Source organism: Actinoplanes auranticolor (genome assembly GCF_018332655.1).
Classification (GTDB): domain Bacteria; phylum Actinomycetota; class Actinomycetes; order Mycobacteriales; family Micromonosporaceae; genus Actinoplanes; species Actinoplanes auranticolor.
On sequence record NZ_BOQL01000060.1, the window covers coordinates 1 to 25,484 of the forward strand.

Here is a 25,484-nt window from a genome sequence, read left to right on the forward strand (position 1 = left end):
GACCAGCTTGTCCTTACCGGCGGCCCAGGTGGCAGCGTCCTTGCGCAGGGCCTGGATCGCGGCCTGGATCTGCTGCTCGGTGGGTGGCATGACTACCCCTTCGGTTCGGTGTCGGGCATCGACGGCAGGCCCAGCGTCGCCAGCAGCGCGGTCGGGCTGCCGCTGATCCGGTCGAGGTCGGGGAACGGCCACTGGGTCGTGGCCTCGTGTGCACTGCGGTCGACTGCGGCGTACCCGTCGGTGATCGCTGCTGTCAGTGCTGTGCCGATCTCGCGGGCGCTGGCTTCAGCGGCCCATGCCTCGTCGATAGCCAGGTTGGTCAGCTCGCCGCCGCCGGTGAAGGACGCGGTGACGTGCCCGCCCGGGTCATGACCGGTCATGACGGTCTCGCTGCGGGCCGCTGCCGCCCGGACCACGTCGTCGAGCCGGTCGGTCGCCTCTTGAAGCAGCGACCACAACCGGCGGATCGACTCGTGCGACGACTCGTCGGCTGGACCGGACCCCGCCTCTGCCGGTGCGGCCGGCGCGTCATCGCCCAGCATGGAGCCCTGATCGTGTGGACCGGGGCGGATGTCCGTCCGGCCGATCTCTGCTGCCCAGGTCTCCAAGCGCCGGCTGCCGGCGTCCTGATAGGCGGCCAGCACAGTGGGGGACAGGTCGCCGGGGCGGATCCGCGACTGCCACTGCGGGTCGACCTCCACGGAGGCGATCCGGCCGAGCGCCGCCAGCACCACGCGTACCTTCTCGGACGGGTCTCGACCCGACGCCTCGCTCACCGCAGCCTCGGCGGCCTCGAACCGGCCGGCCAGGACTGCCGCGTCTCGTTGCAGGCCCTGCAGCTCGGGGAAGAAACCGGGGCGGGCCTCACCGGTCGGCTCTGCCACAGATCAACTCCGAACATGCCTAGACAAGAGGAAAGCCCACCGTAACGGACCGGCAGCGCCAGCCGCTGTCCCTCTGCTCACCGGGTGGTCCTCATCCACACGTGGAGGTCGCCCGGATGAATCCTCAGTGGAGTTCCGGTGCTCATCGCCCGGCGCTACCCTCCCGTGGCACGATGATCCGACTGACGGGGGAGGGCAGTATGCGTCGTTCGATGGGTTCCATGCTTGCCGGAATGCTGGCGCTGATCGTGACACCGGTGGTGGCTCCGCCGGTGAGCGCCGCGGCGGCGACCAGGACGGAGGTCGCCGGGCTGTCACCGGCCGCGCCCGCGCTGGTGCTCGGCGCGCCCGGCACAGCCTTCGACCCGCCCGGTGACACGCCCGCCTGGTTCGCGATGACGAGCGCCTACGACTCGGGGACGGCGCAGAACCCCACCCGGCCGGTCCGGGCCGGGTACCTGCGCCACTACGACGCCGGCCCCAGCGCGGAGCCGGGCCGGCTCACGTCGGCCAACGGTGGGCAGACGTTCACCGCGTCGCTGGGGGACAGTCGCGAGACGGCGACCCGGCTCGACGACGGACGGGTGCTCCACGTCGGCCTCGTCGGGCAGACGCCGCCGGCGACCGGCCCCGCACGTCCCCAGCAGCGCACCGTGCCTGTCTCGTACTCGTCCGACGACGCCGGCACGTACAGTGCGCCCGTCCCGGCGCAGGTCGACATCGCGCCGCAGTCGTTCGTCCACCCCACCGCGAATTTGATTCCCACCTCCCTGGTGCAGGTCCCGGGCGGACCGGTGCTGATGGCGGGGTACGCGGTGACCGATCCGCAGATCACGACCTCGATGCTGCTGGCCAGCGTGGATCAGGGCCTCACCTGGAATCTGCGTGCCACCATCGCGCAGGGAACCAGCTCCCGGAGCTTCTCCGAGACCGGGCTGGTCCTCGCCGGGAACGGCGACCTGGTCGCGGTGATGCGCCCGTCCACGTACGACAACCTCTGGGTACGCCGGTCCAGCACCGCCGGCACCACGTGGACCGCGGCGGCCGCGCCGATCCCCGAGTTCGCCGCTGACGCCAACGGCAACCGGCCGTTCGGGCGGATCATGCCGCAGCTGTCGCTGCTGCCCAACGGCATCCTCGCGCTGGTGGCGGGCCGTCCGCAGAACTTCGTGGCGCTGTCGTACGACGGCACCGGCCGCACCTGGGACGTGAAACGCTCGTTCTACGACAACCACTCGGTGGCCGCCCCGCAAGACCTGAACGACGGCACCAGCGGCAACGCCGACCTGGTGTGGACCGAGGCCAACCGGGCCGTGCTGATGGCCGACTCCTGCCACGCCCTCGTCTACGACGGCACCAACCGCAACAAATGCACCTGGCGCGGCGCCACCATGTCCGACGGAACCACCACGTTCCAGATCAAGCGGGTGCTGGCCGACATCCTGACCGCCGGCGTCGGCAAGATCGACCTGGCCGGCAAGGTGACCGCCGGGACGGTGCAGCTCGGCGGGGACTACGGCGCCGCGATCGCGGGTCATCCGCGGACCGGCAGCCGCGGCGCGGTCGACGGCAGCAACGAGATGTGGTCGAGCGCGATCCGGTCCGGCGGCGCGGGTGTCTTCGACATCTCCCTCGACCGCGCGTACACCCTGTCGAAGGTGGGGCTGAGCCTGGCGATCGGCGGCGCTGCGAGCGCCACGGTGCAGACCAGGCTCACCGCCGACGCGCCGTGGGCCGACTGGTACAGCGTCACGAATCAGAGCGGGTACGCGCTGAAGTACACCACTCCCACCGCTGCCCGGCAGGCTCGGCACGTGCGGGTACTGGTCGGTGAGTCGTCGATCTGCCCGCCGGGCGTCGCGGCGCCGTGCAGCCAGCTCAACGAGATCGAGCTGTACGCCGACGACGTCAACTCCTTCGAGAACGACCCGGTCAACGGCATCCCGCGCGGCTATCGGGCCGACCACACCCTGGACGACGCCGGCGCCGGTCACATCGGCGTATGGGTGAGCCAGTCGACCGCCGGCAGCGGCAGCAGCCGGGCTCTGCGGATCGCTGACGGCAGCACCGCGCACCTCCCGGCGGTCCGCCGCCTCGACTCCGCCGCCGGCGCCAAGACGGTCGGGTTCCGCTTCCACCCCGACCAGTGGCGGACGACCGGCGGGCCGGAATCCTCGGCGCTGCTGTTCGACGTCCTCACCGGCACCCGCCAGGCGGCGTTCCACTTCGCGCTCACCAGGGAGGGATCCGTGCGGTACTACGACGGCAGGGTCTGGCGCTCCCTCGGCACGGGGCAGTCCTTCAACCCGTCGGTGTCCTGCACGGGTGGTTGCGTCTGGACGGACGTCGAGGTGCGGGCGACCACGACGACGGCCACGATCACCGTGAACGGCCGGCTCATCGGCACGGCGACCCGCGCTGACGGTGCCACCTCCGCGCTGAGCGGTCACTCGTTCTCGGCGAGCAGCACCGCCGACGCCGACGAGAACTTCCTCGTCGACGACGTGTACACCCGTAACGGCTGACGATCGGGTAGCGGCTACCGTTCCAGGCCGGTGCGGGGGCGGCCTCCGCTGCCCGCTCCCCGTCGCCGAGGCGGTCGACCTCCGGGGTTACCCCGAGGACGTCTGCCCCGGCTGCCCGAGGGGATGCCGTGGGGCGGTCACCATCGGGGTGCCGGCCGGCAGCGGCAGGTCGTCGACCCGGGGGAGAGTCCGCCCATCTGCCCGACGGGCACACCGTCGTAGCGGGAGCTCGTCCCGATCGCGAACCGCAGGAATCCGGTGAACGTCGTGATCTCATCGTCCGGGATGCCCTGCTCGACGGCCGCACTGTGGAATCGTTCTCGTTGGTTCATGGCCGCGCATGGTGCCCATATCGATGCGATCCGGCCCGCGGTCCCAGGGCTGAGTGCGAGGTCATCCCGCGCGGATCGGTACGGCAGTGCATTGCGCGTCGACCCGGTCGATCAGCAGGTCCTCGGGTGTCCGGTACCGGCGGTGCAACGCGGCAACGGCATGCTGGTGAGCCAGGCGGTCGTACGGCGTCTCCTGCATCCTGGCCACCGACTCCCGTACCACCGACAGGAAGCCGACCGGCCACCGCACCCGGTGCACCGCCCGGACCACCCTGGTGTCCCGGTCGACCAGCGCGATCCGCACCCCCTGCGTACCGTCGACGCCGGCCGGTCCCTCCTCGGCCGGAACCAGATGGGGGTGGAAGGTCACCTGCCCCCAGGGCAGCACCGGGCCGAGACGGTACAACAGGACCCCGGCAGCGCCGACGTCGATCCACGCGAATCGGGTCGGGGCCGCGGTGACCGCTTGCACCTCCAGCTCGTGCGGACGCCTCAGCGCCAACAGCAGCTCCACCGGCGCTCCGGAGACCATCGTCAGGCCGGCGTGCTCCGGGAGCGTGACGTCCGGGTCCAACCGGCTGCCCTTGTTGAGGACGGTATGCACATCGTCAGCGTATGGGCACGGCCGCGAGCCCGTGGACGCTTCGCCGACCTGGTCAGTGGTTCATCAGCACGTCCTGGTCGCCACCAGGTACCCGGCATAGGCGGCGAGGGTGACCGCAGCGAACACCGCGGGCGGCCGGGTGACCGCGCGGGCGCGGTCGTGGGACGTCAACGCCGTCCCGAACGAGTGGTCGGAGAGCAACGCCCACCGCGACCGCCAGGACAGGGCCGATCCGGTCGAGAGCGCGGAACCGACCGACAGGATCGATCCGGCTGAGCCGACGCTGCCGATGGACAGCACTGAACCGCGGGAGCCGATCGACAGCAGGGAGTCGGTGCTTCGCGGTGTGGGGGGTGCCGGCAGGGACCCCCAGCCGGTGGATGAGGTGCCTACGCTGGGATCATGGACAACCGGGCGGAAGTCAGTGCTTTCCTCAAGTCGCGCCGGGACAAGATCACGCCGGAGCGGGCGGGCGTGCAGTCGTACGGTGAGCGGCGGGTGCCGGGGTTGCGGCGCGGCGAGGTCGCCCAGCTGGCTGGGGTGAGCGCCGAGTATTACACCCGGCTCGAGCGTGGCAACCTGGGCGGTGTCTCCGGGAGCGTCTTGGACGCGCTGTCCCGGGCGCTGCAACTGGACGAGATCGAACAGGCTCACCTGCATCATCTGGCGCGGGCGGCGGCTACCCCGCGATCTCGGGTGAGTAAGCGTGCCGTGGCCCCGGCCGTGCGGCCGTCGGTGGCGCGGATGATCGAGGGCCTGCCCGGCATGCCGGCATACGTGAGTAACAATCGTCTTGAGGTGCTGGCGGCCAACCCGCTCGGCCGCGCCCTGTTCGCCGACCTGTACGCCGATCCCGCCTGCGAAGAGAGCATGGCCCGGTTCGCGTTCCTGAACCCGGCAGCCCGGCACTTTTTTGCCGACTACGACCGCATCGCCCGTAGCACCGTCGGGCATTTCCGGGCCGAGGCAGCCAAGAATCCGTACGACCGCCAGCTGTCGAACCTGATCGGTGAATTGTCGACCCGTAGCGACACGTTCCGGGTTCTGTGGGGCTCACACGACGTGTACGCCTTCCGCGACGGCAGCAAACGCTTCCGGCACCCGGTCGTCGGCGAGCTCACCCTCGACTTCGAAGCGCTGCCCCTACCGGACGACAGCGGCCTGCAGGTGTCGGTCTACAACGCCGAGCCGGGCAGCGCCGCCGCTGATGCTCTGACGTTGCTGGCCGGCTGGGCAGCGACCGTTGCCAGCACGGCGGACGGCTCCCTGGCCGAGAGCTGACCGGCGTAAGGCGCAGGTACCCCGGCGCTGGGGGTCCCTGCCGGTACCTGCCAGGTCAGGGACTCTCACCCGAGCCGGATCCCGGGCTTTCCTGGAGGGGCAGGAACGACCACGACAGATCACGAGGAGCACAATCGTGAGCAAGGCCCCCACCATCACCTTGAACAACGGCGTCGAGATGCCTCTGCTCGGCTTCGGCGTCTTCCAGATTCCGCCGGAGGACACCGAGCGAGCTGCCCTCGAAGCGTTCGAGGCCGGCTACCGCTCGATCGACACCGCGGCGGCCTACCGGAACGAAGAAGCCGTGGGACGCGCGATCGCCGCCAGTGGCATCCCGCGCGACGAGCTGTTCATCACGACGAAGCTCTGGATCCAGGACGCCGGCGACGAAGCCGCCGAGCGCGCGTTCGAAACGTCGCTGCGCAGGCTCGGCCTCGACCAGCTCGACCTGTGCCTGGTCCACGCGCCCTACGGCGACTACTACGGCACCTGGCGCGCGCTGGAGGCCGCCCATCACCAGGGTTCGGTACGCGCCATCGGCGTCTCCAACTTTCACCCGGACCGGCTCACCGACCTCATCGCGCACAACGAGATCGTCCCGGCCGTCGATCAGGTGGAGACGCACCCCTACCTCCAGCGCGCCGCCGACGAGCAGGCCCTGCGCAAGCGGGCCGTGCAGATCCAAGCCTGGGGCCCGCTGGCGCAGGGGCAACACGACCTGCTGCAGGATCCGGTGCTCACCGAACTGGCCGGCGCGCACGACAAGTCCGCAGCTCAGATCGTGCTCCGCTGGCTGATGCAGCGCCAGGTGCCGGCGGTCGTGAAGTCCACCAGGCCCCAGCGCATCCGCGAGAACCTCGCCGTCTTCGACTTCGAGCTCACCGACGCCGACCTGGCGCGTATCGCGACCCTCGACGGCCGGACCGGACCGGCCTTCGACCACCGCGACGCCGACACCGTCGACTTCATCAACAACATGAAGCTCACCTGATCGCAGCTGGCCAGGTGCCGAGCAGTCGCGTCCTGGGCAGTGAGTGGGGTCAGGTACCGGCCGGCCTCGGCGGCAACGAACGGGCCCATGCGGACCGCGGTGGATGCTCGTACCGCGAGGGTGACGATCGCTCGCGAGCGGCGGGAAAGTCCGCCTTGGGTGCCGTGCCGAAAGCACGCCGGTAGTCGCGGGTGAACTGTGACGGGCTCGCGAATCCCACGGAGGCGGCGATCTGCTGGATGGTGTCTGCCCCTTGCACGACCCGGCGCCGGCCCTCCATCAGGCGTAGCTGCTTGTGATAGCTGCCCGGGCTGGCGCCGGTGGCGGACTTGAAGAGGCGGTAGAGCGACGTGACGCTCATGTTCGCCAATGCGGCGACGCGGCCGGCGTCGAACGGCTCGTCCAGGTTCTGGTGCATCCACGTGGTCACCGCGTGGGCGCGGTGCAGTAGGGAGTTGGTTCGTGACAGGTCGAGGAACGCACCGCCGTCGGGTCCGGTGAGCACGCGATACCAGACTTCGCGTTTGACGCCGTGCGCCAGGACCTTCGCGGCGTCGGGTTCGTCGGCCAGCCGCAGCAGCCGGTGCACGGGGTCCAGGACCTTTTCGGGGAGCGGGTGGACCGCGATGGTCTCGACCGTGGCCGGTGCCGGCGTGGTGTGCATGTCGGCGATCAGGGCGGTGACCAGCTGCGGGTCGAAGGGTATCTCCAGGGCGCGGTACGGCTTGTCAGCGGAGGCGACCAGAACTTCGGTCAACGCCGGGGTGTGTACCGCTGTCGTGACCAGGTCTCCGGGTCCGTAGGTCAGTTCTCCTCCGGGGCCGAGGAGTCGCTTCGTCCCTTGGAAAACCAGATACAGCATCGGCTCGAAGATCACCGGGATGGGTGGTGTGGGGTGCAGGGCCACGTGGACTCGCACCCCCAGGCCGGGAACATCGGTCGTGGCCGTCGGTGCGATGTCCGCGAGCCGGCGGCCGATGTCATCCAGACGCACACCGTTGATGCTACTGCGGTGGATCACTTCAGGTGGGTGGCGAACCAGTCGAGGATCCGCTGCGGGTGGTTCTGGAACCACTGGTAGCCGTCCCAGCGGCGAGTGGTGTCCTCGATCCAGAAGATGTCCTTGTCGTTCGAGCCGATCGCCGCGTACGACTCCTCCACGTCGCCGGCCTTGAGGATCGAGTCGTTGCGCACGGCGTACGTCAGGGTCGGCATCGTCACGGCGGGCGCCCAGGCGCTGGTCCGGGTGTTCAGATCACCGCCGGTGAGCTCGTGGTACCGGCGTTCGGCGGCATCGACGTGCTCGGCGAGGCCGGCGCTTTCCATCACCGTCTCCAGGAAGGGTCGCGGAGACAGCAGCAGCGGCGCGACCAGGCAGCGCACATCCGTGAACGCGTGCGGGTCGGTGTGGATGGCGCGGAAGGTGGCGCTGGAACCCATGCACCGGGTGAACAGACCGAGGTCCATCGCGGCGAGGTCGGGCCGCGATCGAATGTAGGTCATCGTCCCGATGACGTCACGAGCCTCGAACGTGTTGTTCAGCGACAGCCCGCCGTTCGCAGCCCCGCTGAGTCCGTGGTTTCGGAAGTCGAAGGCGAGGACGTTGTACCCGGCGTCGTACAGGATCTTGTAGTCCTTGATGAAGTTGATCTCGGTGTCGTTGCCGGGCCCGTACATCGACTTCCACGGTTCGATGTGCGAGGCGAAGCCGTAGCGGTTGAAGCCGAAGGCGTGCATGGACACGATCAGCTTGTCGGATCCCTCGTGCGGGATGTACCAGGCTTCCAGTGGTACACCGTCGGAGGACGGGTAGGTCAACTCCTGGTAACCGAGTCCTTCGTCGGCGGGGGTGCGCAGCACCGGGGATCGCTTGACGTAGGCCAGTCCCTCGGCGAAGGCGTTGATCGCAGCAGCAAGCTGCTGGTCGGCGGTGCTCGACGGTGTGGCCATGATGAGAAATTCCTGTCTGTTGTCGTCACCCCTCGGCAGAGCCCGCCAGGTTCTGGCGAAACGCCGGTCGCCTCCGGGTGGGCGATAAGGGCGCTGGTATCAGGGAAAACGCTACGGGCGCAGGTGACGACCGGACAGGGCGCGCGTTTGCAGCTTCTTGCCTGATCCTTCCAGACGAGACCGTGTTGGCCGCCGCCGACAGCGTCGGCGCCGGCCTGCTGGCCCTCGTCGCGCTCCCGAAGGCGCACGGCGAGGGCCATCCGGTGCTGCGGCTGGCGACCGGCATCGGCTGCCGCCGCTGGAGCGCCGGGTTACTTCTTGGCGCAGAGCGCGGCGTCGAAAATCTCGATGAGCTTCATCGTCGTGGCCTCGGCGTTCTGGTCGTTGGTGATGACCACGGTGACGGCGCGGCCGTCGGTGGTGATGGCGGCGCGGCTCTCGTAGCCGTCCGCGTCGCCGCCGTGCCCGTAGGCGGTGCCGCCGCAGCTCAGGTCGAACTTGATCAGCCCGAGGCCGTAGGACCAGCCGGGCAGCAGGTTGGTCGGCACGGTCTTGCGCATCTCGGCCAGCTCGCGCGACTCGAGCAGTTTGCCGGTGTGCAGGCCGACGAGGAACTTGTTCACGTCGCTGGGGGTGGCGATGATCTGACCGGCCGCGCCGGCGATGGACGGGTCGAACTCGGTGATGTCGAGCAGCTTGCCGTCCTCGTCGACCGGCAGGTAGCCCTTGGCGTGCGGCTGGCGGATGGTGCGGTCGCCGGGCCCGGGGTAGTACGTCTCGGAGAGGCCGAGCCGGTTGATGATGCGGGTCGTGACGAGCTCGGCGAACGGGCGGCCGGCCACCTTCTGCGCGATCAGGCCGAGCAGGACGTAGCCGCCGTTGCTGTAGTCCCAGTCCGTGCCGGGCGCGAACGCCGGGCCCTGGGCCAGGGTCGAGTCGAGCAGCTCCCGGGCGTCGAAGTACCGGTCGCGGATGGGCAGGATCCCCTTGTCCATGAACGTGTTGCTCTGCAGGCCGCTGGTGTGCTGCAGGAGCTGCCGGACGGTGATCTTCTCGGCGTCGATGTCCTTGCCGCGGACCACGCCGGGCAGGTACGTCTCCACGCTCTCGTCGAGTTCGATCCTGCCCTCGCCGGCCAGCTGCAGGACAACGACCGCGGTGAACATCTTGGTGCTGCTGGCGATCCGGACGTAGCCGTCGGTCGGCACCTTGGCGCGGGTGCGGATGTCGGCGACACCGGCGGTGTAGTTCGTGACCCGTCCGTGCTTGTCCCGCACTGAGGCGAGCGCGGCCGGAACGGCGGGGTTGCGGACGAGGCCTTCGAGGCTGCGCTGCAGAGCGCGGTCGTGAGTGGCCACGGTAGCCGCCTCGGCTTCCGGCGGGGCGGTCAGCGCGAGGCCGGTCAGCGCCACCAGCGCGGTGAGCGCGGCGGCTCCCCGGCGGCGGGTGGCAGTGGCGAACGGGTGTGACATGGCAGTCCCCCATGGGATCGGTCCGATGTGGCCCGATCAGTCTGTGCAGCAGCGTGGCCGCCATCGATCCCGTGCACACCCCTGCCGCGGTACAGCCTGCACTACCGCGACCGGGCCCACAGGTGGGATTGCTGCACAGTGGAGTGACGACGAAGGATTCGGGGCGTTCCCCGTCCCGGATCCGAGGAGTTCGCCATGCCCACATCCGTTTCCGTCCGCCGGATGGTCGCCGCGGTGGCGGTGGCCGCCGGTCTGGCCGCCGTGGCGCCGGCGCCGGCCGCGCAGGCCGGTCCGCGCCCCGATGAGGTACAGCGCAGCATCGAGACCCTGGTCGGACCCGGCCGGTACCCGGGCGTGCTGGCCGCGGTGCGTGACCGGCAGGGCCGCGCCAAGCACTACACGGCCGGCGTCGGTGACCTCCGCAGCGGCGCGCCCGTGCCGGTCAACGGCCAGGTGCGGATCGGCAGCGCGAGCAAGATGTTCCTCGCCGTCGTCGTCCTGCAGCTGGCCGGCGAGGGCAAGCTCGGGCTCGACGAGAGCGTGGAGACCTACCTGCCCGGCGTCGTGCACGGCACCGGCTTCGAGCCGGACCGGATCACGGTGCGCCACCTGCTGCAGCACACCAGCGGGCTGCCGGACTACACCGAGGTGATGTTCACCGTGGTTCCCGGCACCGAACTGCCCGACTTCTTCGCCACCCGGCACCGCTACCACGAACCCCGCGCCCTGATCGACCTGGCGCTGACCGCGGAGCCCGGACCGGTCGGCGCCGGCTGGGCCTACAGCAACACCGGGTACGTCCTGGCCGGCCTGATCGCGCAGAAGGTCACCGGCCGCCCGCTGGCCGAGCTGATCACCACCCGGGTCATCGACCGGATCGGCCTGCGCGACACGTACGTGCCCGGGGTCGGCGAGCAGCGCGTCCGTGGGCCGCACCCGTTGGGATACCAGCGGGTGCCCGGCGGCGACCTGCGCGACTTCACCGTCATGGACCCGAGCTGGGGCTGGGGCGCCGGCCAGGTCGTGTCGACACCCGGCGACCTCAACACGTTCCTGCGCGCGCTGCTGGACGGCAAAATCCTCGGACCGGCCCAGCTCCGCCAGATGCGGACGGTCGTCGACCTGGGCGAGGGCGCCGGCTACGGCCTCGGCCTGATGCGTGCTCCGCTGACCTGTGGGGGCGTCGCCTGGGGCCACGGCGGTGACATCCCCGGCTATTCGACCCTCGACTGGGCGACCGACGACGGCCGGGCGGTGACCCTCACGGTCACCGCTATGACCGGGTCGCTGCGGGACTCCTCGGTCAGCGGCGCGCGGGGCGGCATCGTCGACGCCGCGCTCTGTGCGGGGCGGTAGCGCTCAGAGGCGCAGGGGCACCGGTGAGGGGGAGACCTACGGTGTGCCGGTGAACACGTTGAGCAGCTCACCGATGCTGCGGTCGGCTTCGGCGGGGTGCCGGAACCGGCCGGCGGGATTGAGGGTGTACTGATTGCGCCGCCCGACGCGTTCCCGCTGCAGGTAGCCGGCGGCTTCGAGGTCGGCGACGATGGCCTGGGCGGCGCGCTCGGTGATGCCCACCGCGTCGGCGACATCGCGCAGCCGGGCGGTCGGTTCCCGGGCGATCGCCAGCAGGACGTGGGCGTGGTTGGTCAGGAAGGTCCACTCTTTGGCCCCGGACGCCGATCGGGCCTGAGCTGCTTGAGGCATGTGCTGACCATCCCCGCGGTCGAACCGGCGTATGCGTCTCTCAATGTACGCACCTCAAGACACGAAAACGACATCGCCCTTTCCCCGTCGAGCCCTTGACATGCGAAGCGTACTTCGTGAATAGTTGTACGTAGTTCGAGGGGGAGTACCCGACGCACCAGGCGCCACCGTCAGTACGGACCCGGCAGATCCGGGTCTCGGTAGCGCAGCCACCGGTCCGGTGGCCCGGGGAGACCTTCGTCCAGCAACGCCGGCCCGCCGCCACGGGCTCGGCTGGACGAGAGGTCTCCCCTTCATATGTCCGTGTCCTGGTGGGTCTGGGCTGTTCTCATGCTGGCGATCGCGGCGATGCTCGCGGTCGACCTGTTCCTGCACCGTGACAACCACGTCATCGGCTTTCGCGAGGCGGCGCTCTGGTCCGGTATCTGGATCGCCGCCGGCCTGCTGTTCGGCGTCATCCTGTGGGGGTGGCAGGGCGGCGACGTCGCCGGCACCTACTACGCCGGGTACCTGATCGAGAAGGCCCTGTCGATCGACAACGTCTTCGTGTTCGCGCTGATCTTCACCTACTTCGCCGTGCCGGCGTCGGTGCAGCACAAGGTCCTGTTCTGGGGCGTCATCGGCGCGCTGCTGTTCCGGCTGGTGTTCATCTTCGTCGGGGCCGAGCTGCTCGAGACGTTCTTCTGGACCGCGTACGTGTTCGGCGTCTTCCTGATCTACACCGGCTACAAGATGGCCTTCCGTCACGGCGAGCAGACGCCGCCGGACCGCAACCCCGTCGTACGGCTGGTCCGCAAGGTGGTCCCGACCGATGCGCGCTACCACGGCGACAGGTTCTTCACCCGGATCGACGGCAGACGCGTCGCCACCCTGCTGTTCGTCGTCCTCATCGCGGTGGAGGCCACCGACCTGATCTTCGCCGTCGATTCCGTCGCGGCGATCCTGGCCATCACCACCAGCACGTTCATCGTCTGGACAGCCAACGCGTTCGCCATCCTCGGCCTGCGCAGCCTCTACTTCTGCCTCGCCGGACTGCTGCGCCGCTTCGTCCATCTGCACTACGGCCTCGCGGTGCTGCTCGCCTTCGCCGGCGTCAAGCTGATCCTGTCGGAGACCTCCGTCGGCAAGCTACCCATCCCGGTCACCCTCGGCGTCATCGTCGTCACGATCACCGTGTCGATCGTGTGGAGCTTGCGCAGCACCCGCCAGGCGGCCCTGTCGGGCACGGCCGAGCCCCGCAGCTGATCCCCACAGAGCATCTCTCTTCACGTCCACCCCGGAAGAAAGCGATCAGCTCATGACCAGCATTCCGGTACGCCCCCACACGCACGAGGTCGCCGGCCGCACCCCCGGATCCGGACCCGTGCTCGCCGTCCTCACCGAGGCCCCCTGCCGCAACCGTCCACACCACCGGATGCAGCGTCAACGCCGTGCTGCACCTCGCACGCAACCGTCGCATCCGCTCCCGGAGCATCGCCGTCGTCGCCCGTGTGACACCCATCCTGCACGCGGTCGGCGTCGCCTATTTCCGCTCCACCCTGCTCGTACCGGCCGGCACCGACACGCGGCGCGCACTGCCGGCCACCGCCGTACACCGGCTCGTCGACCGGTTCGGCGCCGTCGCTGTCGTCACGGCCCTGCCCCTGCACGGCCCCAGCGGCACCTTCGAGCACGGTCCGCACCTCGACCACAGCACAGCTGCCCCACCGTCCCGCTCCACCGACGAACGACACCTCGCCCTCTGAGTCTGAGCCGCCCGACCCGCGACCATGGAGGAACCCGCGATGCCGACCATCACCGGAGCAACCCCGGCAGCCGCCCAGATCACCGCGCTGCAACAGGTCCGCGAGTACCCGGCGATCAGCGTGCTGCTGAGCACCACCCCCGCCGCCCATGCCCTCGCCCTCTACGCCTGTGCCAGTACCGAGGCCCTCATCCGGCTGCCCATCGTCGTGCGTGACCGCGCCGTCGTGGACCCAACCTTCGCCACCCGGGACCTCGTACGGGCCCTGCACCGCACCCCGCGACACCTCGTCCTGGCCCTCGACTCCGCGCATGCCCGGCTGTTCGACGCCGCCCTCGGCACCTACCTGCGGCTGCACCCCGCACCGCTGGTGCTCGTCGGCAGCGAGCGGGTCACCGCCGCATTCCGGCGGATCTCCACCAACTGCGGCCGCCTCGCCGGCACCGTCCCCGGCAATCTGACCCACGCCGACACACCGGGCAGCTCACCACCCGGATCCGTGCCGTCCTCGACACCTACCTGCACCGCCGCCAGCAAGAAGCCCTCGCGCTCATCGACGAGCGCGCCATCGCCGGACGCGTCGCCTCCGGCATGCCCGCCGCCTGGCTGGCCGCCCGCACCACCCGGCCGGAAGTCCAGGCCGTCGACGAATCGCTGTTCTACCCCGCCCGGTTGTCCGACGACGGCGACACCCTCACGCCCGCCCGGGACATCGACCACCCCGACGTCGTCGACGAACTCATCGAACTCGTCCTCGTCCGCGGCGGCTGGATCGCCTTCACCGACCCCGGCGCCCTGGACCACCACCACGGCGTCGCCCTCGCCAGCCGCCGTTGACCGAAACAGACGTCCGAAAAGCGGGAAGTGCTGCTCCGGCAGCACTTCCCGCTTCCCGTGTGCGCTACCTGTCAGCGCAGTGGCGGCAGGTCCGGCTGCGTACTGGCGTGCACGCGCAGCAGCCCCCACAACCCGGCGTTGGTCTGGTTCACCTGGTTGCCGTCGCGGAACAGGAAGTCCCCGGTGGCGGACCGCGGACCGCCCGCGCCCCCGATCAGGTCGAGCGATGCCGCCTGGCTGGCCAGGAGCGAACCTCGCGTGCTGACCACGGTCGACGCCGGGTCGGCCGCCTGGTAGTTCCAGCCGTGGCCGCTGAGCATGAAGCTGTGCGCCCGCCCGCGGTCGCTGCCGATCAGCAGCCGCAGTTTGACCGGGTCGCCGGGGTACGCCCGCAGCACGGGAGTCGCCGGGTCGCCGTGGACGGCCGAGCTCAGGACGTTGGACTGGGCCGGGTCCCGGGCCAGGCGGGGCGCGAACCGTTCGGTGCGGTAGTTGATGCCCCGGTTGCCCAGCTCGTACGGGTCGTCCGGATCGCCCGCGGGTGGAATCGCCGCCCCGGACGGGGTCCGCAGGTTGAGGCCGTCCTGCCAGTGCAGGGCGTACTCGCGGAAGGACCGGGCCGTGCCGCTCGCGTCGGTCCACTTGATGACGGCCCGGTCGCCGGTGACCACGGGCGCGCCGGTGGCCGGGTCGGTCCAGGTGGAGCCCTTGGGTTCGATCAGCAGGCCGCCGAACAGGCCGTGGTGCCGGTGGCCGCGGCGGTCACCGAAGTCGGCCAGCATGGCGGTGCTGCCGGCCAGTTCCTCGGGCACGTACCAGTACGCGCCGATGCTCTGGCCCGGTCCGACGGTCTGGTCGTAGTTGTACCCGACGGTCGCCCCGTCGGCGCTGGTCGCCAGATACTCGACCAGGCCGGCGTGCAGGGAGACGCGTTTCCCGGCGGGGAACGGCGCGTCGGCCGGCAGCGGCACGTCCCCGGTGTGGGCCGGCAGGCCCCCGGACGGCAGCTTGTTGGTCAGCGTCACCTCCAGGCAGTCGCCGGCGTTGGCCCGCAGGTTCAGCGGTTCGGCCGGCCGGGTGCCGGCCCGGACCGCCGCCTCGTGCTCGGCCAGCACGTACAGCGCCCCCGCGGGGTCGTGGTCGCCGCTGGCCGGGTTGTAGACGATGTCGCGGGTCATCGCCACGACGTCGTACTTGCGGGCGGTGGACTGCGCCGGGCAGGTCTTGACCAGCTTGGGCGGGGTCGTGTTGAGCGGGTCACCGGGCTTGAGCGCCGGCCACTGCGTACCGTTGCCACCCGGGTTCTTCTGGTCGGGCAGCTGTTGCAGGTCGGCGGTCTTGCCGCCGGGCACCCGGAAGACGCCCCACATGCCCAGCCACTGGTCGTCCAGCGGGGTGGAGCCGTAGAGGTAGTCGCCGGGCGGACCGGCCCCGTTGGCCAGGATGCTGGGTGCGCCGTTGGCCGACTCGTTCTTGGCGTGCTTGGCCGTGTCGGGGTTGGACCGCGGTTTGCGCTTCACCGTCGAGCCGCTGACCTCGTAGTTGTAGTACTCGGCCAGGGCCAGGCTCTGGGTGTCGACGATGGTGGACGAGGCGTTGTCCGGTTCGTTGAGCCACCGGTGGCCGTGGATGTTGAAGGTGTGCACCTCCTCGTGCGCGCCGTCGACGTTGCGCACGATCACCGGGTCCTTGGCGTACGCCTGGAACACCGGGGTCGACGGGTCGCCGTGCACGGCGGAGGAGTACACGTACGCCGGGTCGCCCTTGGCGCCGCTCGCGCCGGGGGAGGTCCGGATCTGGAACGGTTCGTTGCGGTAGTTCAGCGCGTACCCGCCCTGGTCGGCGCCGTAGTCGTCGACATCGGGCGGTGGATTGACCGGTGAGCCGGTGCCGTTGTTCTTCCACATCGGGATGCGGTCCTGGTGGAACACGCTGATCTCGCGGAAGTCGGGCCCGCTCGCGGAGCGGATGTCGGCGACGGTGCCGGTGCCGTCGGTGGCCGCGCCGGTCTTCGGGTCGTGCCAGGTCGCGTCCGCGGGCTCCACGTGCATCGCCGCGAACAGGCCCTTCTGCTGGTGCAGGTTGGCGTACTGGTGGTCGTGGAAGAACGCGGTCCGCAGCGGCTGGTCGATGAACCAGCGGTAGCCGTACGTCTGGCCCGGCATCGCGCTGGAGCTGTAGTTCCAGCCGACGCTGGTGCCGTCGGAGGCGAGTTCGTCGAACTTGACCAGGTGCACGTGGGTGGAGACCTCGGCGGTCTCCTCGCCGGTCATGAAGGCGCCGTCGAGGCGGTTGACGTGGTCCAGCGGCACGTTCGGGTCCTCGTCGAGGTGCAGGTCGTTGGTGGTGTAGACCTGCACGCACTCGCCCAGCCGGGCGCGGATGGTGAACGGTTCGGGTTGCCTGGTGCCGGCCCGGACCGCTGCGGCCTGGGACTCCTCGGCGTACACCCGGCCCTGCCGGTCCTTCCAACCGGCGCTGTTGTAGGTGATCGGCACATCGATCACGTGCGGCCGGTAGGTGCGCGTCGGCGCGCCGGTCGGGCACGGGTCGATGTAGCCGTTGCCGGGTTTGGCGGCGTTGAGCGCCGGCAGGCCGGCGGCTTCCAGCGCGGTGGGCGTGCGGGGTGCGTCGCCGGGGCGCCGGATGGCCGCGAAGGTGTCCTTGACCACCGCGTACGGCGCCCGGTAGGCCCGCTGACCGAAGTCACCCTTGACGAACAGCGGGAAGCCGGGCTGGGTGGCCGTCGGTGCGGCGGTCTGTCCGGTGCGGGTGGGCAGTTCGCGCAGCGCGGTGATCGGGGTGCCGTCCTGGTAGCGCTGGGCGCCGTTCCGGAGCCGGTCGAAGATCCGCAGGTGGCCCCACATGCCCTGGGCGAAGTGCGGATAGAGGTGGCAGTGGAAGATCGAGTCACCGGCGGTGCGCTGCAGGCCGCCGGCACCGCCCTCGAGCTCCATCCGGTAGCCCTCGCCGGGGCCGATGGACTGCACGTCGTTGCGGGGCGAGTCGGGATTGTTCGGGTCCTTGAACCACCGCTGGGTGTGCTGGTGCCAGGGGTGGGTCTCCTTGGCGCCGGGGTGCACCACGTGGAACTGCACCGGGTCACCGACGTACGCCTTGGGGATCAGGTTGTCCGAGTCGACGGTCACCGACCCGTCGGCCAGGGTACGGGTGATCTTGCCCTGGTCGCCGAAGATCCAGGACTGCAGGTGCGACTCCTCGCCCAGGCACTTGGCCCCCGGATCGGCGACCACCTTGTCCAGTTCCGCCACGTAGCCGTCGCAGAAGTGGTCGGCGGCGGTGAACGTCTTGCCGTTGGGCAGTTTGATGGTCTTGCCGGCGCGGTGGTCCAGGATGGCCCGCAGCCGGTTGCGCAGCGGCTCGGAACGGTAGTTGATGCCGAACGTGGAGTCGGCCAGCCCGGTGGTCGGGAACGTCGGCGCCTTGCCGTCGCGGTCGACGACGTCCTCGTTCTCGTCCATCAGCACCATGGCGTACGAGCGCAGCGCTCCGGCCGGGGTGGCGACGTCGGCGAACAGCCGGGTCTCCACCGCGCGGCCGGTGGCCGGGTCGAGGAGGTTGGCCCCGGTGGTCGGGTTGGTCCAGGTGGAACCCTTCGGGTGGACCACGATCGCGCCGTACAGGCCGTCCTGGGTCGAGGTGTGCGCGTCGTCGGCGGCGTCGATGTTGGCGATGTCGGTGAGCGGCGCCTCGCCCTGCTTGTCGGCGTACCAGGTGTAGGTCGCCGAGCCGCCGGGCGCCACGGTGGTGTCCGGATTGCGGCCGACCCGTCCGCCGTCGGAGGCCTCCGGGTCGAACTGCACCAGGCCGTCGGGGTGCAGGCCGACCCGGTGGTTCAGATCGTTGCGCATGACGACCTTGATGCAGTCGCCCACGTTGGCCCGGACGACCAGGGGCTCGCTGAGCGCCGGGTTCGCGGTGAGCTGCGCCTTGCCGACCCGGGCGTCGGAGTTCTTCAGCGCGTACACGGCGCCGTCGGCCAGCTTGTCACCCCAGCCGTTGAGCGGGACGGCCAGGGAGAAGGCGGCGATGTCGTAGGTGACCACCCGGGCGTCCGCCGGGCAGATCCCGCCCGCGGACCCGGCCTGAGCCGCACCCGTCGGGACGAACACCGGCGCGGCCGCCACCACGAGGGTGACGGCGCCGGCGAAGGCGGCCCGCAATGGCCGGCGCGGACCACGACCGGCCCGCAGCTCGGCGCGGACCGCGCGGGTCGCGCGGACAGCGCCGGTGACGGCGAGCGCGGCGACGACGGTCACCGGCAGGCAGGTCAGCAGCACCCGCAGGCCGTGCAGGTCGGCGCCGGCCCAGGAGCCGGTGAACAGGGCGCCGTGGCCGGGCGCGGCGACAGCGAGTGCGGCGGCGGCGACGGCACCCCGGCTGAGCGCCGTGGTGAGGGCGCGCGGCGCCCGTGGCCGTGCCGGTGCCGGCGAGCGCGGAACGTCCTGCGGTTCCAGCCGCCAGGCGCGGCGCCGGCGGCCGGTCCGGAACCCGCTGAGCAGCTCGGCCACCAGCAGGACGCCGGACAGCAGCGCGACCGTCAGCAGCACATCGCGCCAGGAGATGCCGGTGAGCAGGCCGGCGATCGGTTCGCGGTCCGCGGCGCTGCGGTTGGTCGGGGCCGACGGGCCGTCGGTCTGTCCGGACTGGATCGCCATCGCGGTGTGGTCGACGTGTCCGCTCCCGTCGACCGGGGCGAACTGGAGGTTGCCGGCGGCGTTGCCGGCACTGGCGTGCTGCTGCCCGCCGGCCGCGTGCTCATGCGCCGGGGCAGCGGCGTGCTGCGTCCCGGCGGGGCCGGCGGCCGGCCGGTGCAGGGTGTTCAGCACACCGGTGGCGGGAAGGGACATCAGGAGGCCGAGGAACAGGGCGGTCAGCGTGGCCCGGCGGATGAGCGCGGGCAGGCGGCCGGCAGGCAAAGTGGCTCCAAGCGGAAGTAAGTGCGAGAGGCGTTCCACCGCGCGGTGATCAACATCGGACACGTCAGTGATGAACGTCGATAGCAATATCGACGTTCCACGATGTCTATGAGGACTGTCAAGGGGCCGTTCGGCACTCGGACGAGGGCTTCGGTCCTGTCTGGGCTCGATTGAGCTGATCGGCTGAGTCGCCGGTCGGTGGAACGGCAGGGCGGTGTGCCGACGTGACCGAGATGCAGGATACGGACACTCGCATAGATTGACCGGCATCAGTGCAAGCCGCCGTGCGCCGAAGCCGGTTGCCGCTCCCACACCCCTGACGCGCCTTCACCGGATCATCCGGTGGCCGTCGTCTGTGCGTCCGCTACGCGGCGCAATCCGAGGAGAATCGATGAACAGATCGGTCATGCGTGTGCTGGTCGCGGTCGGCTCCGCGACCGTCGCCGCCACCACCCTGGCGGTCATGGCAGCGGCGGTGCCGGTCGCCCCGGTCGGCCCCCGGCAGGGCGCCCTGGCCCAGGTCGGCCCGCTCGCCGAGCACGGCTTCCCGGCCTGGTACGGCGACAGCACCGGACTCCGGCTGGAAGCGTGCACCACCCTGGACGACCCGCTGTGCCCGGCGCTGGCCGACGAGGTGCCGGACCCGGACCAGCCGGTGTCCTACCCGGACAACTTCCCCGGCGAGTTCTTCTACCAGCTGGCCGGGGCGTCGCTGACCCTGACCGGCGGAGCCCGGGCGACCGTCGGACTCGACCTCGAGGGGGCGTGGGCCAACGACGCGGTCAGGGAGGGTGACCAGATGGTGTTCGGCCGGGTGCGGATCCGGTTCGCCGCGCCGACCGGGGAGCGGTACCGGATTACCCACCCGTACGGCATCGACGAGCTGGTCTCGGCCAATGGCGCGGTCAACGCCACCGAGGACGTGGGCACCGTCCCGGGCGCCTTCGGCGGTGCCCTGAACAGCCGGATCGGCCCGTTCCTCAAGTGGGACCCGGCGGTGGCCCCGGCCGCCCCGACCGGCTACACCGGCAACCCGGCGGTCGAGCACCGCGTCGTGGGCAGCCCGTACGGCACGAACTTCGTCAAGATCGAACGCCTGGACGCGGCCGGCGCGGTGGTCGCCGAGGTCGGCCGCACCGACTTGTTCAGCGTGCAGGGCCGGGTCGCCGGCAACTCCGGGCTGACCGTCCCGCAGGCCACCTACACCGTCGGCGCCGACGGCAAGGGCGTGATCGAGGTGTACGCCACCTCGGACCCGGGCCAGGCGCTCGACGTCACCGGTGACAGTGCCGCCGGCTTCCGTACCACCCGGATGCGGGGTCAGGACGGCCGCTACTACGCCCGCCTACCGGTCACAGGCACGGTTCCGGCCGGCGTCGAGGTCGCCAACCTGAGCGACAACCCGGCCACCCGTCGCACCCGCGCGCTGGTCGACGTGGTCACCGTGGCCAAGGCGGTCTACGACGCCACCCAGCACACCCTGACCGTGGCCGCCGAGTCGAGCGACCGCGACGCCACCCCCGGCGTCCTGACCGTCACCGGGTTCGGCGCACCGGGCGCCACGCCGTTCTCCGACGTCGTCGCGCCGCCGGCCACCGTCACGGTGACCTCGTCCAAGGGCGGCGCGACCACCGTGCCGGTCACGGGCACCGGTCCGGCCATGACCGCGGACGCTCCGGTCGCCGTGGCGACCGCACCGGCCACCGCCACCGCCGGCCAGACCGTCACCCTGGACGGCAGCGGCTCGCTCGGCGTGGTCGACTCCTGGGCCTGGAAGCAGACGGCCGGGCCGACAGTGACCCTGACCGGGGCCACCACGGCCAAGCCCACCTTCGTCGCCGCGACCGCCGGCACCTACACGTTCCAGCTGGTGGCGACCGGCCCGGGTGGCGTATCGAGCCCGGCGACGGCCACCACGGTGGTCGGCGCGGCGACCGGCACCCAGGCCGCGGCCGGCCCGGACCAGACCGTCCTGCGCGGGCGGACCGTGACTCTGGACGGCTCCACGTCCCGCGGTGCCAACACCCTGGCCTGGCGGCAGGTCTCCGGGCCGGCTGTCACGCTGGCCGGCGCGGGCACCGCCAAACCGACCTTCACGCTGCCGCTGATCGCCCTGCCCGCCTCGCCCGGCCCGAACCCGGCGTACACGGTGAACGCCGCACCGCTGACCTTCGAGCTCACCGCGACGGGTCCCGCCGGCACCAGCACCGACCAGGTCGTCGTCACCGCCCAGGCGGAGACCCTGGCCACCGTGACCGCCCGCTACCGGACCCGGGGCGAATGGCGGATCAGCGGCACCAGCGATGTGCCGGCCGGCCAGGTGGTGGTGGCAGTGCTCGGCAGCGACCTCAAGGGCGTGGTGGTCGGCCGGGGGACGGTCGACGCGACCGGCGCGTTCGACCTGCGTCCGACCGCTCCGGCACCCGGAACCGCGACGACGGTCAGCGTCATCACCGCCACCGGCGGCCAGTCACTGGCGGTGCCGATCACGATCACCAGCTGATCCTGGGTCCCCGCCGCGCCGACGGCGCGGCGGGGCGGCCCGGGTCGGTGTCGGGTTGGGCCGACCGGGTTCGCAACCACCCGTCCCTGCGGGCGGCTGCGCGGGTACGACCCGCGGGCCGCAGTGCTTTCCCGCGCCGAGTTCAGGGGAGCCGGCTGTGCGACGCGCTTTCGGCATGCTCGCGCGGTGCGGCCGTGCTGCCGCGTACGACCAGGGTCGTCGCGAGTTCCACGTGGGTCTGGCTGATGGTCTCCCCGGCCGCCAGGGCCAGGAGGAGCCGCGCGGCGGTGGCACCCATCTCGGTGATCGGCTGCCGGACCGTGGTCAGTGGCGGTCCGCACCAGCCGCCGTAGGAGATGTCGTCGAAACCCACCACGCTGAGCTCGTCCGGGATGCGTACCCCGGCCTGCCGGGCGGCCTCGTAGACGCCGAAGGCCTGCAGGTCGTTGCCGCAGAGGACGGCCGTAGGCGGCTCGTCGAGGCGGAGGAGCTCTGCGGCGTGCGTGCGACCGTCCTCGAACGAGAACCATATTCCGGGTCGCAGCAGGCTCTCGTCCAGCGGCGTGCCGCCCGCCGCGAGGGCTGATCGCACCCCGGCCAGGCGTTCCCGCGCACACAGCCGGTCGAGGGGTCCGCTGATCACAGCGATGCGTCGATGGCCCAGGTCGAGCAGGTGCCGGGCGGCGGCGAAGGCCCCGCGGCGGTTGGCCGCGGACACCGAGGGCACCGGCTGCAGCGGCTCGACCGTGGGGTCCACCACCACGAGGGGGATGGCGCAGGCGGCCAACAGCCCGTGCTGTTCCGGTGCGACTCCCATCTGCACCATGATCACGCCGGCCGGCCGGCGCGACAGCAGGTCCCGCTCCCAGTTACGGCCCGTCGCGGCCTCCCGCAACACGTCGGTGAAGCCGACGGTGAGGTCGTGCTCGACGACGACCTGCTTCGCGCCCCGCATGAGCTCGACGGCGACCTGGCCCAGCGCGCCGTAGAAGACCACCTCGACGCAAGCCGCCCGGGTGACCTTCTCGGGGCGCCGGTAGCTCTGCCCGCGCAGCAGCTCCTCCACCCGGCGGCGGGTGTCCGGAGCCACGCCCGGACGGCCGTTCAGTACCTTCGACACCGTCGGCGGCGAGACGCCGGCCAGCCGTGCGATCGCGGCCACCGTCAGGGCACCGCGTCGCCGCCCCGGTTTCGCGCCGTCCGCGGTCGCGCGGGACGCCACGGTGGCGGATGTGCTGATCGGCGTCACCGGATGCTCCGGTGCGCCGGTGTCCGGCGGCTGCGGGCGCCGGCGTCGCGAACCGCGGCTCTCGGCGACTTCCCGCAGCAGGCGAACGCGCACCTTGTCCGCCTCGTCCGCGGCGTCGGCGCCGGCGGGCACGGTCTCCACGAGGTATTGCCGCTTCTTCGACACGGGATCGATGCCCGCGTAGACCCGCACCCGCAGCGATCCACTGGGCAGCGTCTCGATCTCGCCACGCGCCCGCGGCAGCGCGCTTCCGGTCGCCATGGTGGAACCGTAGCGCACCGCGCCCCGGATGGCTCCACGTAGCTCCACGTCGTGCGGAGCCCGGCAAATAGGCGGTATCACCTCGTAAGTCGTCGCCTTCAGACGTCCTTGTGGAGCCATTCCAGGTATTTCTTCGTGGAGCCATCAGTTCTCGTTCTTGGCTCCACGACAGCCGATCCTTCCCTGTTCACAGCGCTGCGCGAGCCGAACCACGCTTCTGCGGAAACAGTCATTGCGGAGGTGGACCGGTTCTGTCAGAGTATGTTTCCGATGGATGAACATCTATCCCCCAAGGGGTGTCGTCGCCGGGTCGAGGTCCATTCCGGGGCGGCACAGGAGACCGGTTGCCGACCGGGCCGATGAGCTCGAGCAGGCGCGGATCGGCACCGACAGGCAGAAGGACGAGAACATGACGCAAGACGAGATCGGGCCGGTGGACGGCGGGCGGAACGTGGTGCGCCGCAGGACGCTCCTGGCGGTGATGGGGGCCGTGCCGGTGGCGACGGTCGCGGCGTCGGTCGTCGTGGCCACGGAGGCCTCGGCCGCGGCGGCGAACATCAATCCGTCGGCGACCCGGCAGACGATCAAGGGTTTCGGTGCCATGTCCCACGCGGCCTGGATCGGTGACCTGACGGCTGCCCAGCGGGACACGGCGTTCGGCAACGGGGACGGCAAGCTCGGGTTCTCCATCCTGCGGATCCCGGTCAACGAGAACCAGGCGGACTGGAGCCGTGACCTGGCCACGGCCAAGCGCGCGGTCGAGCTCGGGGCGACGGTGTTCGCGTCGCCGTGGAACCCGCCCGCGAGCATGATCGAGACCTTCACCCGTAACGGCGTGGCCAATCAGAAGCGCCTCAGGGCCGGCTCGTACGCCGCCTACGCCCAGCACCTGAACAACTTCACCACGCACATGCGGAACAACGGGGTGAACCTGTACGCCATCTCGGTGCAGAACGAGCCTGACTACGCCAGCGAGTGGACGTGGTGGACCCCGGCGGAGATGACCAGGTTCCTGCGGGAGAACGCCGGCTCGATCGGCACCCGGGTCATAGCGCCGGAGTCGTTCCAGTACGTCAAGTCGGTGTCGGACCCGATCCTCAACGACGCCGCGGCGCTGGCCAACGTCGACATCATCGGAGCCCACCTCTACGGCACGCCGTACAGCAACTTCCCGTACCCGCTGTTCAAGCAGAAGGGCGGGGGCAAAGAACTCTGGATGACCGAGGTCTACTACCCCAACAGCAACACCAACTCCGGCGACGCCTGGCCCGAGGCCCTCGACGTGGGCGAGCACATCCACCGCGCCATGGTCGACGCCGAGTTCCAGGCCTATGTCTGGTGGTACCTGCGGCGCAGCTACAGCCCGATGCGTGAGGACGGCCAGGTCAGCAAGCGCGGCGCCATGATGGCGCACTTCTCCCGGTTCGTGCGCCCCGGATACGTCCGCATCGACGCGACGGCGAACCCCGCGAGCAACGTGTACGTGTCGGCGTACAAGAACGGCAACACCGTCGTCATCGTGGCGGTCAACAAGAACACCTCGTCGGTGAGCCAGCAGTTCACCCTGGCCAACACCACGGCCTCCGGCAGTGTCTCGAACTGGGTGACCGACGCGAGCCGAACCGTCGCGGCCCAGGGCGCGCTCACCATGTCGAACGGCTCGCTGACCGTCAACCTGCCCGCGCGCAGCATCATGACCTTCGTGACCACCGTGAGCGGCGGCATCACTCCCACGGGGGATACCTACAAGCTGGTCAACGTCAGTACCGGTCTGGTGTTGGGTGTGCAGAACATGTCGACCGCTGACGGTGGTCTGGCCGTGGTGTGGAGTGATTCGGGTACGGCCGATCACAACTGGGTGCGGATCGCTGACGGGTCGAATGTGCGGTTCCGGAACGCCCACAGTGGCAAGGTGCTGGGAGTGGAGAACATGTCGACTGCTGACAATGCTCGGGTGTTGCAGTGGGGTGACACCGGTACCGCGGATCACCGTTGGACTCTGGTGGCCAACAGTGACGGCTCGTACCGGATCCGCAACGTCAACAGCGGCAAGGTCCTGGCCATCCTGAACGGTTCCAGTACGTTGGGTACTCAGGCGGTGCAGTTCACCGACAACGGCAGCGCCAAGAACAACTGGCGCCTGGTCCAGGTCAGCTGAGCATCCACAGCACCGCTCCGGGCCGACCTCTTACGGTCGGCCCGGA

The 25,484-nt window shown here is 70.5% G+C and carries 19 protein-coding genes; 9 read left to right on the plus strand and 10 right to left on the minus strand.

Going from position 1 to position 25,484, the window contains the following annotated elements:
- Positions 1-92 precede the first annotated feature (92 nt).
- Positions 93-884, minus strand: coding sequence for a YbaB/EbfC family nucleoid-associated protein (locus Aau02nite_RS34305; protein ID WP_212992774.1), 792 nt, complete (start codon positions 882-884; stop codon positions 93-95).
- Positions 885-1,105: 221 nt separating this feature from the next.
- On the opposite strand from Aau02nite_RS34305, the gene Aau02nite_RS34310 reads away from it, so the two are divergent.
- Positions 1,106-3,409 carry a sialidase family protein gene (locus Aau02nite_RS34310; RefSeq protein WP_212992775.1) on the plus strand — a complete coding sequence of 768 codons (2,304 nt, stop codon included), beginning with the start codon at positions 1,106-1,108 and terminating at the stop codon, positions 3,407-3,409.
- A gap of 137 nt (positions 3,410-3,546) precedes the next feature.
- Here the strand turns inward: Aau02nite_RS34310 and Aau02nite_RS34315 are convergent, their stop codons facing one another.
- From Aau02nite_RS34315 to Aau02nite_RS34325, 3 genes are all read right to left on the minus strand, one after another.
- The gene (locus tag Aau02nite_RS34315) at positions 3,547-3,741 is read right to left on the minus strand and encodes a hypothetical protein (RefSeq protein WP_212992776.1); all 195 of its coding nucleotides are present in this window, start codon (positions 3,739-3,741) and stop codon (positions 3,547-3,549) included.
- Between the two features lie 61 nt (positions 3,742-3,802).
- Positions 3,803-4,345, minus strand: coding sequence for a hypothetical protein (locus tag Aau02nite_RS34320; RefSeq protein WP_246595651.1), 543 nt, complete (start codon positions 4,343-4,345; stop codon positions 3,803-3,805).
- A gap of 63 nt (positions 4,346-4,408) precedes the next feature.
- Positions 4,409-4,708 carry a hypothetical protein gene (locus Aau02nite_RS34325; RefSeq protein ID WP_212992807.1) on the minus strand — a complete coding sequence of 100 codons (300 nt, stop codon included), beginning with the start codon at positions 4,706-4,708 and terminating at the stop codon, positions 4,409-4,411.
- 39 nt (positions 4,709-4,747) lie between these two features.
- On the opposite strand from Aau02nite_RS34325, the gene Aau02nite_RS34330 reads away from it, so the two are divergent.
- Together Aau02nite_RS34330 and Aau02nite_RS34335 are read left to right on the plus strand one after the other, a co-directional pair.
- On the plus strand, positions 4,748-5,626 hold the full coding sequence (locus Aau02nite_RS34330; protein WP_212992777.1) for a helix-turn-helix transcriptional regulator: 879 nt from the start codon (positions 4,748-4,750) through the stop codon (positions 5,624-5,626).
- Positions 5,627-5,762: 136 nt separating this feature from the next.
- A complete protein-coding gene (locus Aau02nite_RS34335; RefSeq protein ID WP_246595652.1) occupies positions 5,763-6,617 on the plus strand; it encodes an aldo/keto reductase in 855 nt (284 codons plus the stop codon).
- 49 nt (positions 6,618-6,666) lie between these two features.
- On the opposite strand, the gene Aau02nite_RS34340 is transcribed toward Aau02nite_RS34335, so the two are convergent.
- From Aau02nite_RS34340 to Aau02nite_RS34350, 3 genes are all read right to left on the minus strand, one after another.
- Complete coding sequence (locus tag Aau02nite_RS34340; protein WP_212992778.1) at positions 6,667-7,611, minus strand: AraC family transcriptional regulator; 945 nt, start codon at positions 7,609-7,611, stop codon at positions 6,667-6,669.
- A gap of 23 nt (positions 7,612-7,634) precedes the next feature.
- Positions 7,635-8,567: an alpha/beta hydrolase gene (locus tag Aau02nite_RS34345; protein WP_212992779.1), complete on the minus strand. Its 933-nt coding sequence runs from the start codon at positions 8,565-8,567 to the stop codon at positions 7,635-7,637.
- A 311-nt stretch (positions 8,568-8,878) separates the two neighbouring features.
- The gene (locus Aau02nite_RS34350; RefSeq protein WP_212992780.1) at positions 8,879-10,039 is read right to left on the minus strand and encodes a serine hydrolase domain-containing protein; all 1,161 of its coding nucleotides are present in this window, start codon (positions 10,037-10,039) and stop codon (positions 8,879-8,881) included.
- A gap of 195 nt (positions 10,040-10,234) precedes the next feature.
- Here Aau02nite_RS34350 and Aau02nite_RS34355 point away from each other — a divergent pair, with 195 nt between their 5' ends.
- A complete protein-coding gene (locus tag Aau02nite_RS34355) occupies positions 10,235-11,395 on the plus strand; it encodes a serine hydrolase domain-containing protein (protein WP_246595653.1) in 1,161 nt (386 codons plus the stop codon).
- Positions 11,396-11,431: 36 nt separating this feature from the next.
- Here Aau02nite_RS34355 and Aau02nite_RS34360 read toward each other — a convergent pair whose 3' ends face one another.
- Entirely contained in the window at positions 11,432-11,746 is a 315-nt protein-coding gene (locus Aau02nite_RS34360; protein WP_212992781.1) for a helix-turn-helix transcriptional regulator, read from the minus strand.
- A gap of 297 nt (positions 11,747-12,043) precedes the next feature.
- Between Aau02nite_RS34360 and Aau02nite_RS34365 the strand changes: the two genes are divergently transcribed.
- The 3 genes from Aau02nite_RS34365 to Aau02nite_RS34375 all read left to right on the plus strand — a co-directional run bounded on the left by Aau02nite_RS34365 (position 12,044) and on the right by Aau02nite_RS34375 (position 14,327).
- Entirely contained in the window at positions 12,044-12,991 is a 948-nt protein-coding gene (locus Aau02nite_RS34365) for a TerC family protein (protein ID WP_212992782.1), read from the plus strand.
- A 185-nt stretch (positions 12,992-13,176) separates the two neighbouring features.
- The gene (locus Aau02nite_RS34370) at positions 13,177-13,491 is read left to right on the plus strand and encodes a hypothetical protein (protein ID WP_212992783.1); all 315 of its coding nucleotides are present in this window, start codon (positions 13,177-13,179) and stop codon (positions 13,489-13,491) included.
- Positions 13,492-14,081: 590 nt separating this feature from the next.
- Entirely contained in the window at positions 14,082-14,327 is a 246-nt protein-coding gene (locus Aau02nite_RS34375; protein WP_212992784.1) for a hypothetical protein, read from the plus strand.
- 71 nt (positions 14,328-14,398) lie between these two features.
- Here Aau02nite_RS34375 and Aau02nite_RS34380 read toward each other — a convergent pair whose 3' ends face one another.
- Positions 14,399-19,267, minus strand: a complete 4,869-nt coding sequence (locus Aau02nite_RS34380) for a multicopper oxidase domain-containing protein (RefSeq protein ID WP_212992785.1) — start codon at positions 19,265-19,267, stop codon at positions 14,399-14,401.
- A gap of 391 nt (positions 19,268-19,658) precedes the next feature.
- Here Aau02nite_RS34380 and Aau02nite_RS34385 point away from each other — a divergent pair, with 391 nt between their 5' ends.
- Positions 19,659-21,770, plus strand: coding sequence for a PKD domain-containing protein (locus tag Aau02nite_RS34385; protein ID WP_212992786.1), 2,112 nt, complete (start codon positions 19,659-19,661; stop codon positions 21,768-21,770).
- Positions 21,771-21,912: 142 nt separating this feature from the next.
- Here the strand turns inward: Aau02nite_RS34385 and Aau02nite_RS34390 are convergent, their stop codons facing one another.
- Positions 21,913-23,280 carry a LacI family DNA-binding transcriptional regulator gene (locus Aau02nite_RS34390; RefSeq protein WP_212992787.1) on the minus strand — a complete coding sequence of 456 codons (1,368 nt, stop codon included), beginning with the start codon at positions 23,278-23,280 and terminating at the stop codon, positions 21,913-21,915.
- Between the two features lie 481 nt (positions 23,281-23,761).
- Here Aau02nite_RS34390 and xynC point away from each other — a divergent pair, with 481 nt between their 5' ends.
- A complete protein-coding gene (gene xynC, locus Aau02nite_RS48185; RefSeq protein ID WP_498368220.1) occupies positions 23,762-25,438 on the plus strand; it encodes a glucuronoarabinoxylan endo-1,4-beta-xylanase XynC in 1,677 nt (558 codons plus the stop codon).
- Positions 25,439-25,484 lie beyond the last annotated feature (46 nt).

Coding starts and splice junctions, on each gene's coding strand:
- Aau02nite_RS34330 (WP_212992777.1), top strand. CDS start 4,748: ATGGACAACCGGGCGGAAGTCAGTGCTTTCCTCAAGTCGCGCCGGGAC.
- Aau02nite_RS34385 (WP_212992786.1), top strand. CDS start 19,659: ATGAACAGATCGGTCATGCGTGTGCTGGTCGCGGTCGGCTCCGCGACC.
- Aau02nite_RS34390 (WP_212992787.1), bottom strand. CDS start 23,280: ATGGCGACCGGAAGCGCGCTGCCGCGGGCGCGTGGCGAGATCGAGACG.
- Aau02nite_RS34350 (WP_212992780.1), bottom strand. CDS start 10,039: ATGTCACACCCGTTCGCCACTGCCACCCGCCGCCGGGGAGCCGCCGCG.
- Aau02nite_RS34355 (WP_246595653.1), top strand. CDS start 10,235: ATGCCCACATCCGTTTCCGTCCGCCGGATGGTCGCCGCGGTGGCGGTG.
- Aau02nite_RS34315 (WP_212992776.1), bottom strand. CDS start 3,741: ATGAACCAACGAGAACGATTCCACAGTGCGGCCGTCGAGCAGGGCATC.
- Aau02nite_RS34360 (WP_212992781.1), bottom strand. CDS start 11,746: ATGCCTCAAGCAGCTCAGGCCCGATCGGCGTCCGGGGCCAAAGAGTGG.
- Aau02nite_RS34375 (WP_212992784.1), top strand. CDS start 14,082: ATGCCCGCCGCCTGGCTGGCCGCCCGCACCACCCGGCCGGAAGTCCAG.
- Aau02nite_RS34310 (WP_212992775.1), top strand. CDS start 1,106: ATGCTTGCCGGAATGCTGGCGCTGATCGTGACACCGGTGGTGGCTCCG.
- Aau02nite_RS34365 (WP_212992782.1), top strand. CDS start 12,044: ATGTCCGTGTCCTGGTGGGTCTGGGCTGTTCTCATGCTGGCGATCGCG.
- xynC (WP_498368220.1), top strand. CDS start 23,762: ATGGGGGCCGTGCCGGTGGCGACGGTCGCGGCGTCGGTCGTCGTGGCC.
- Aau02nite_RS34345 (WP_212992779.1), bottom strand. CDS start 8,567: ATGGCCACACCGTCGAGCACCGCCGACCAGCAGCTTGCTGCTGCGATC.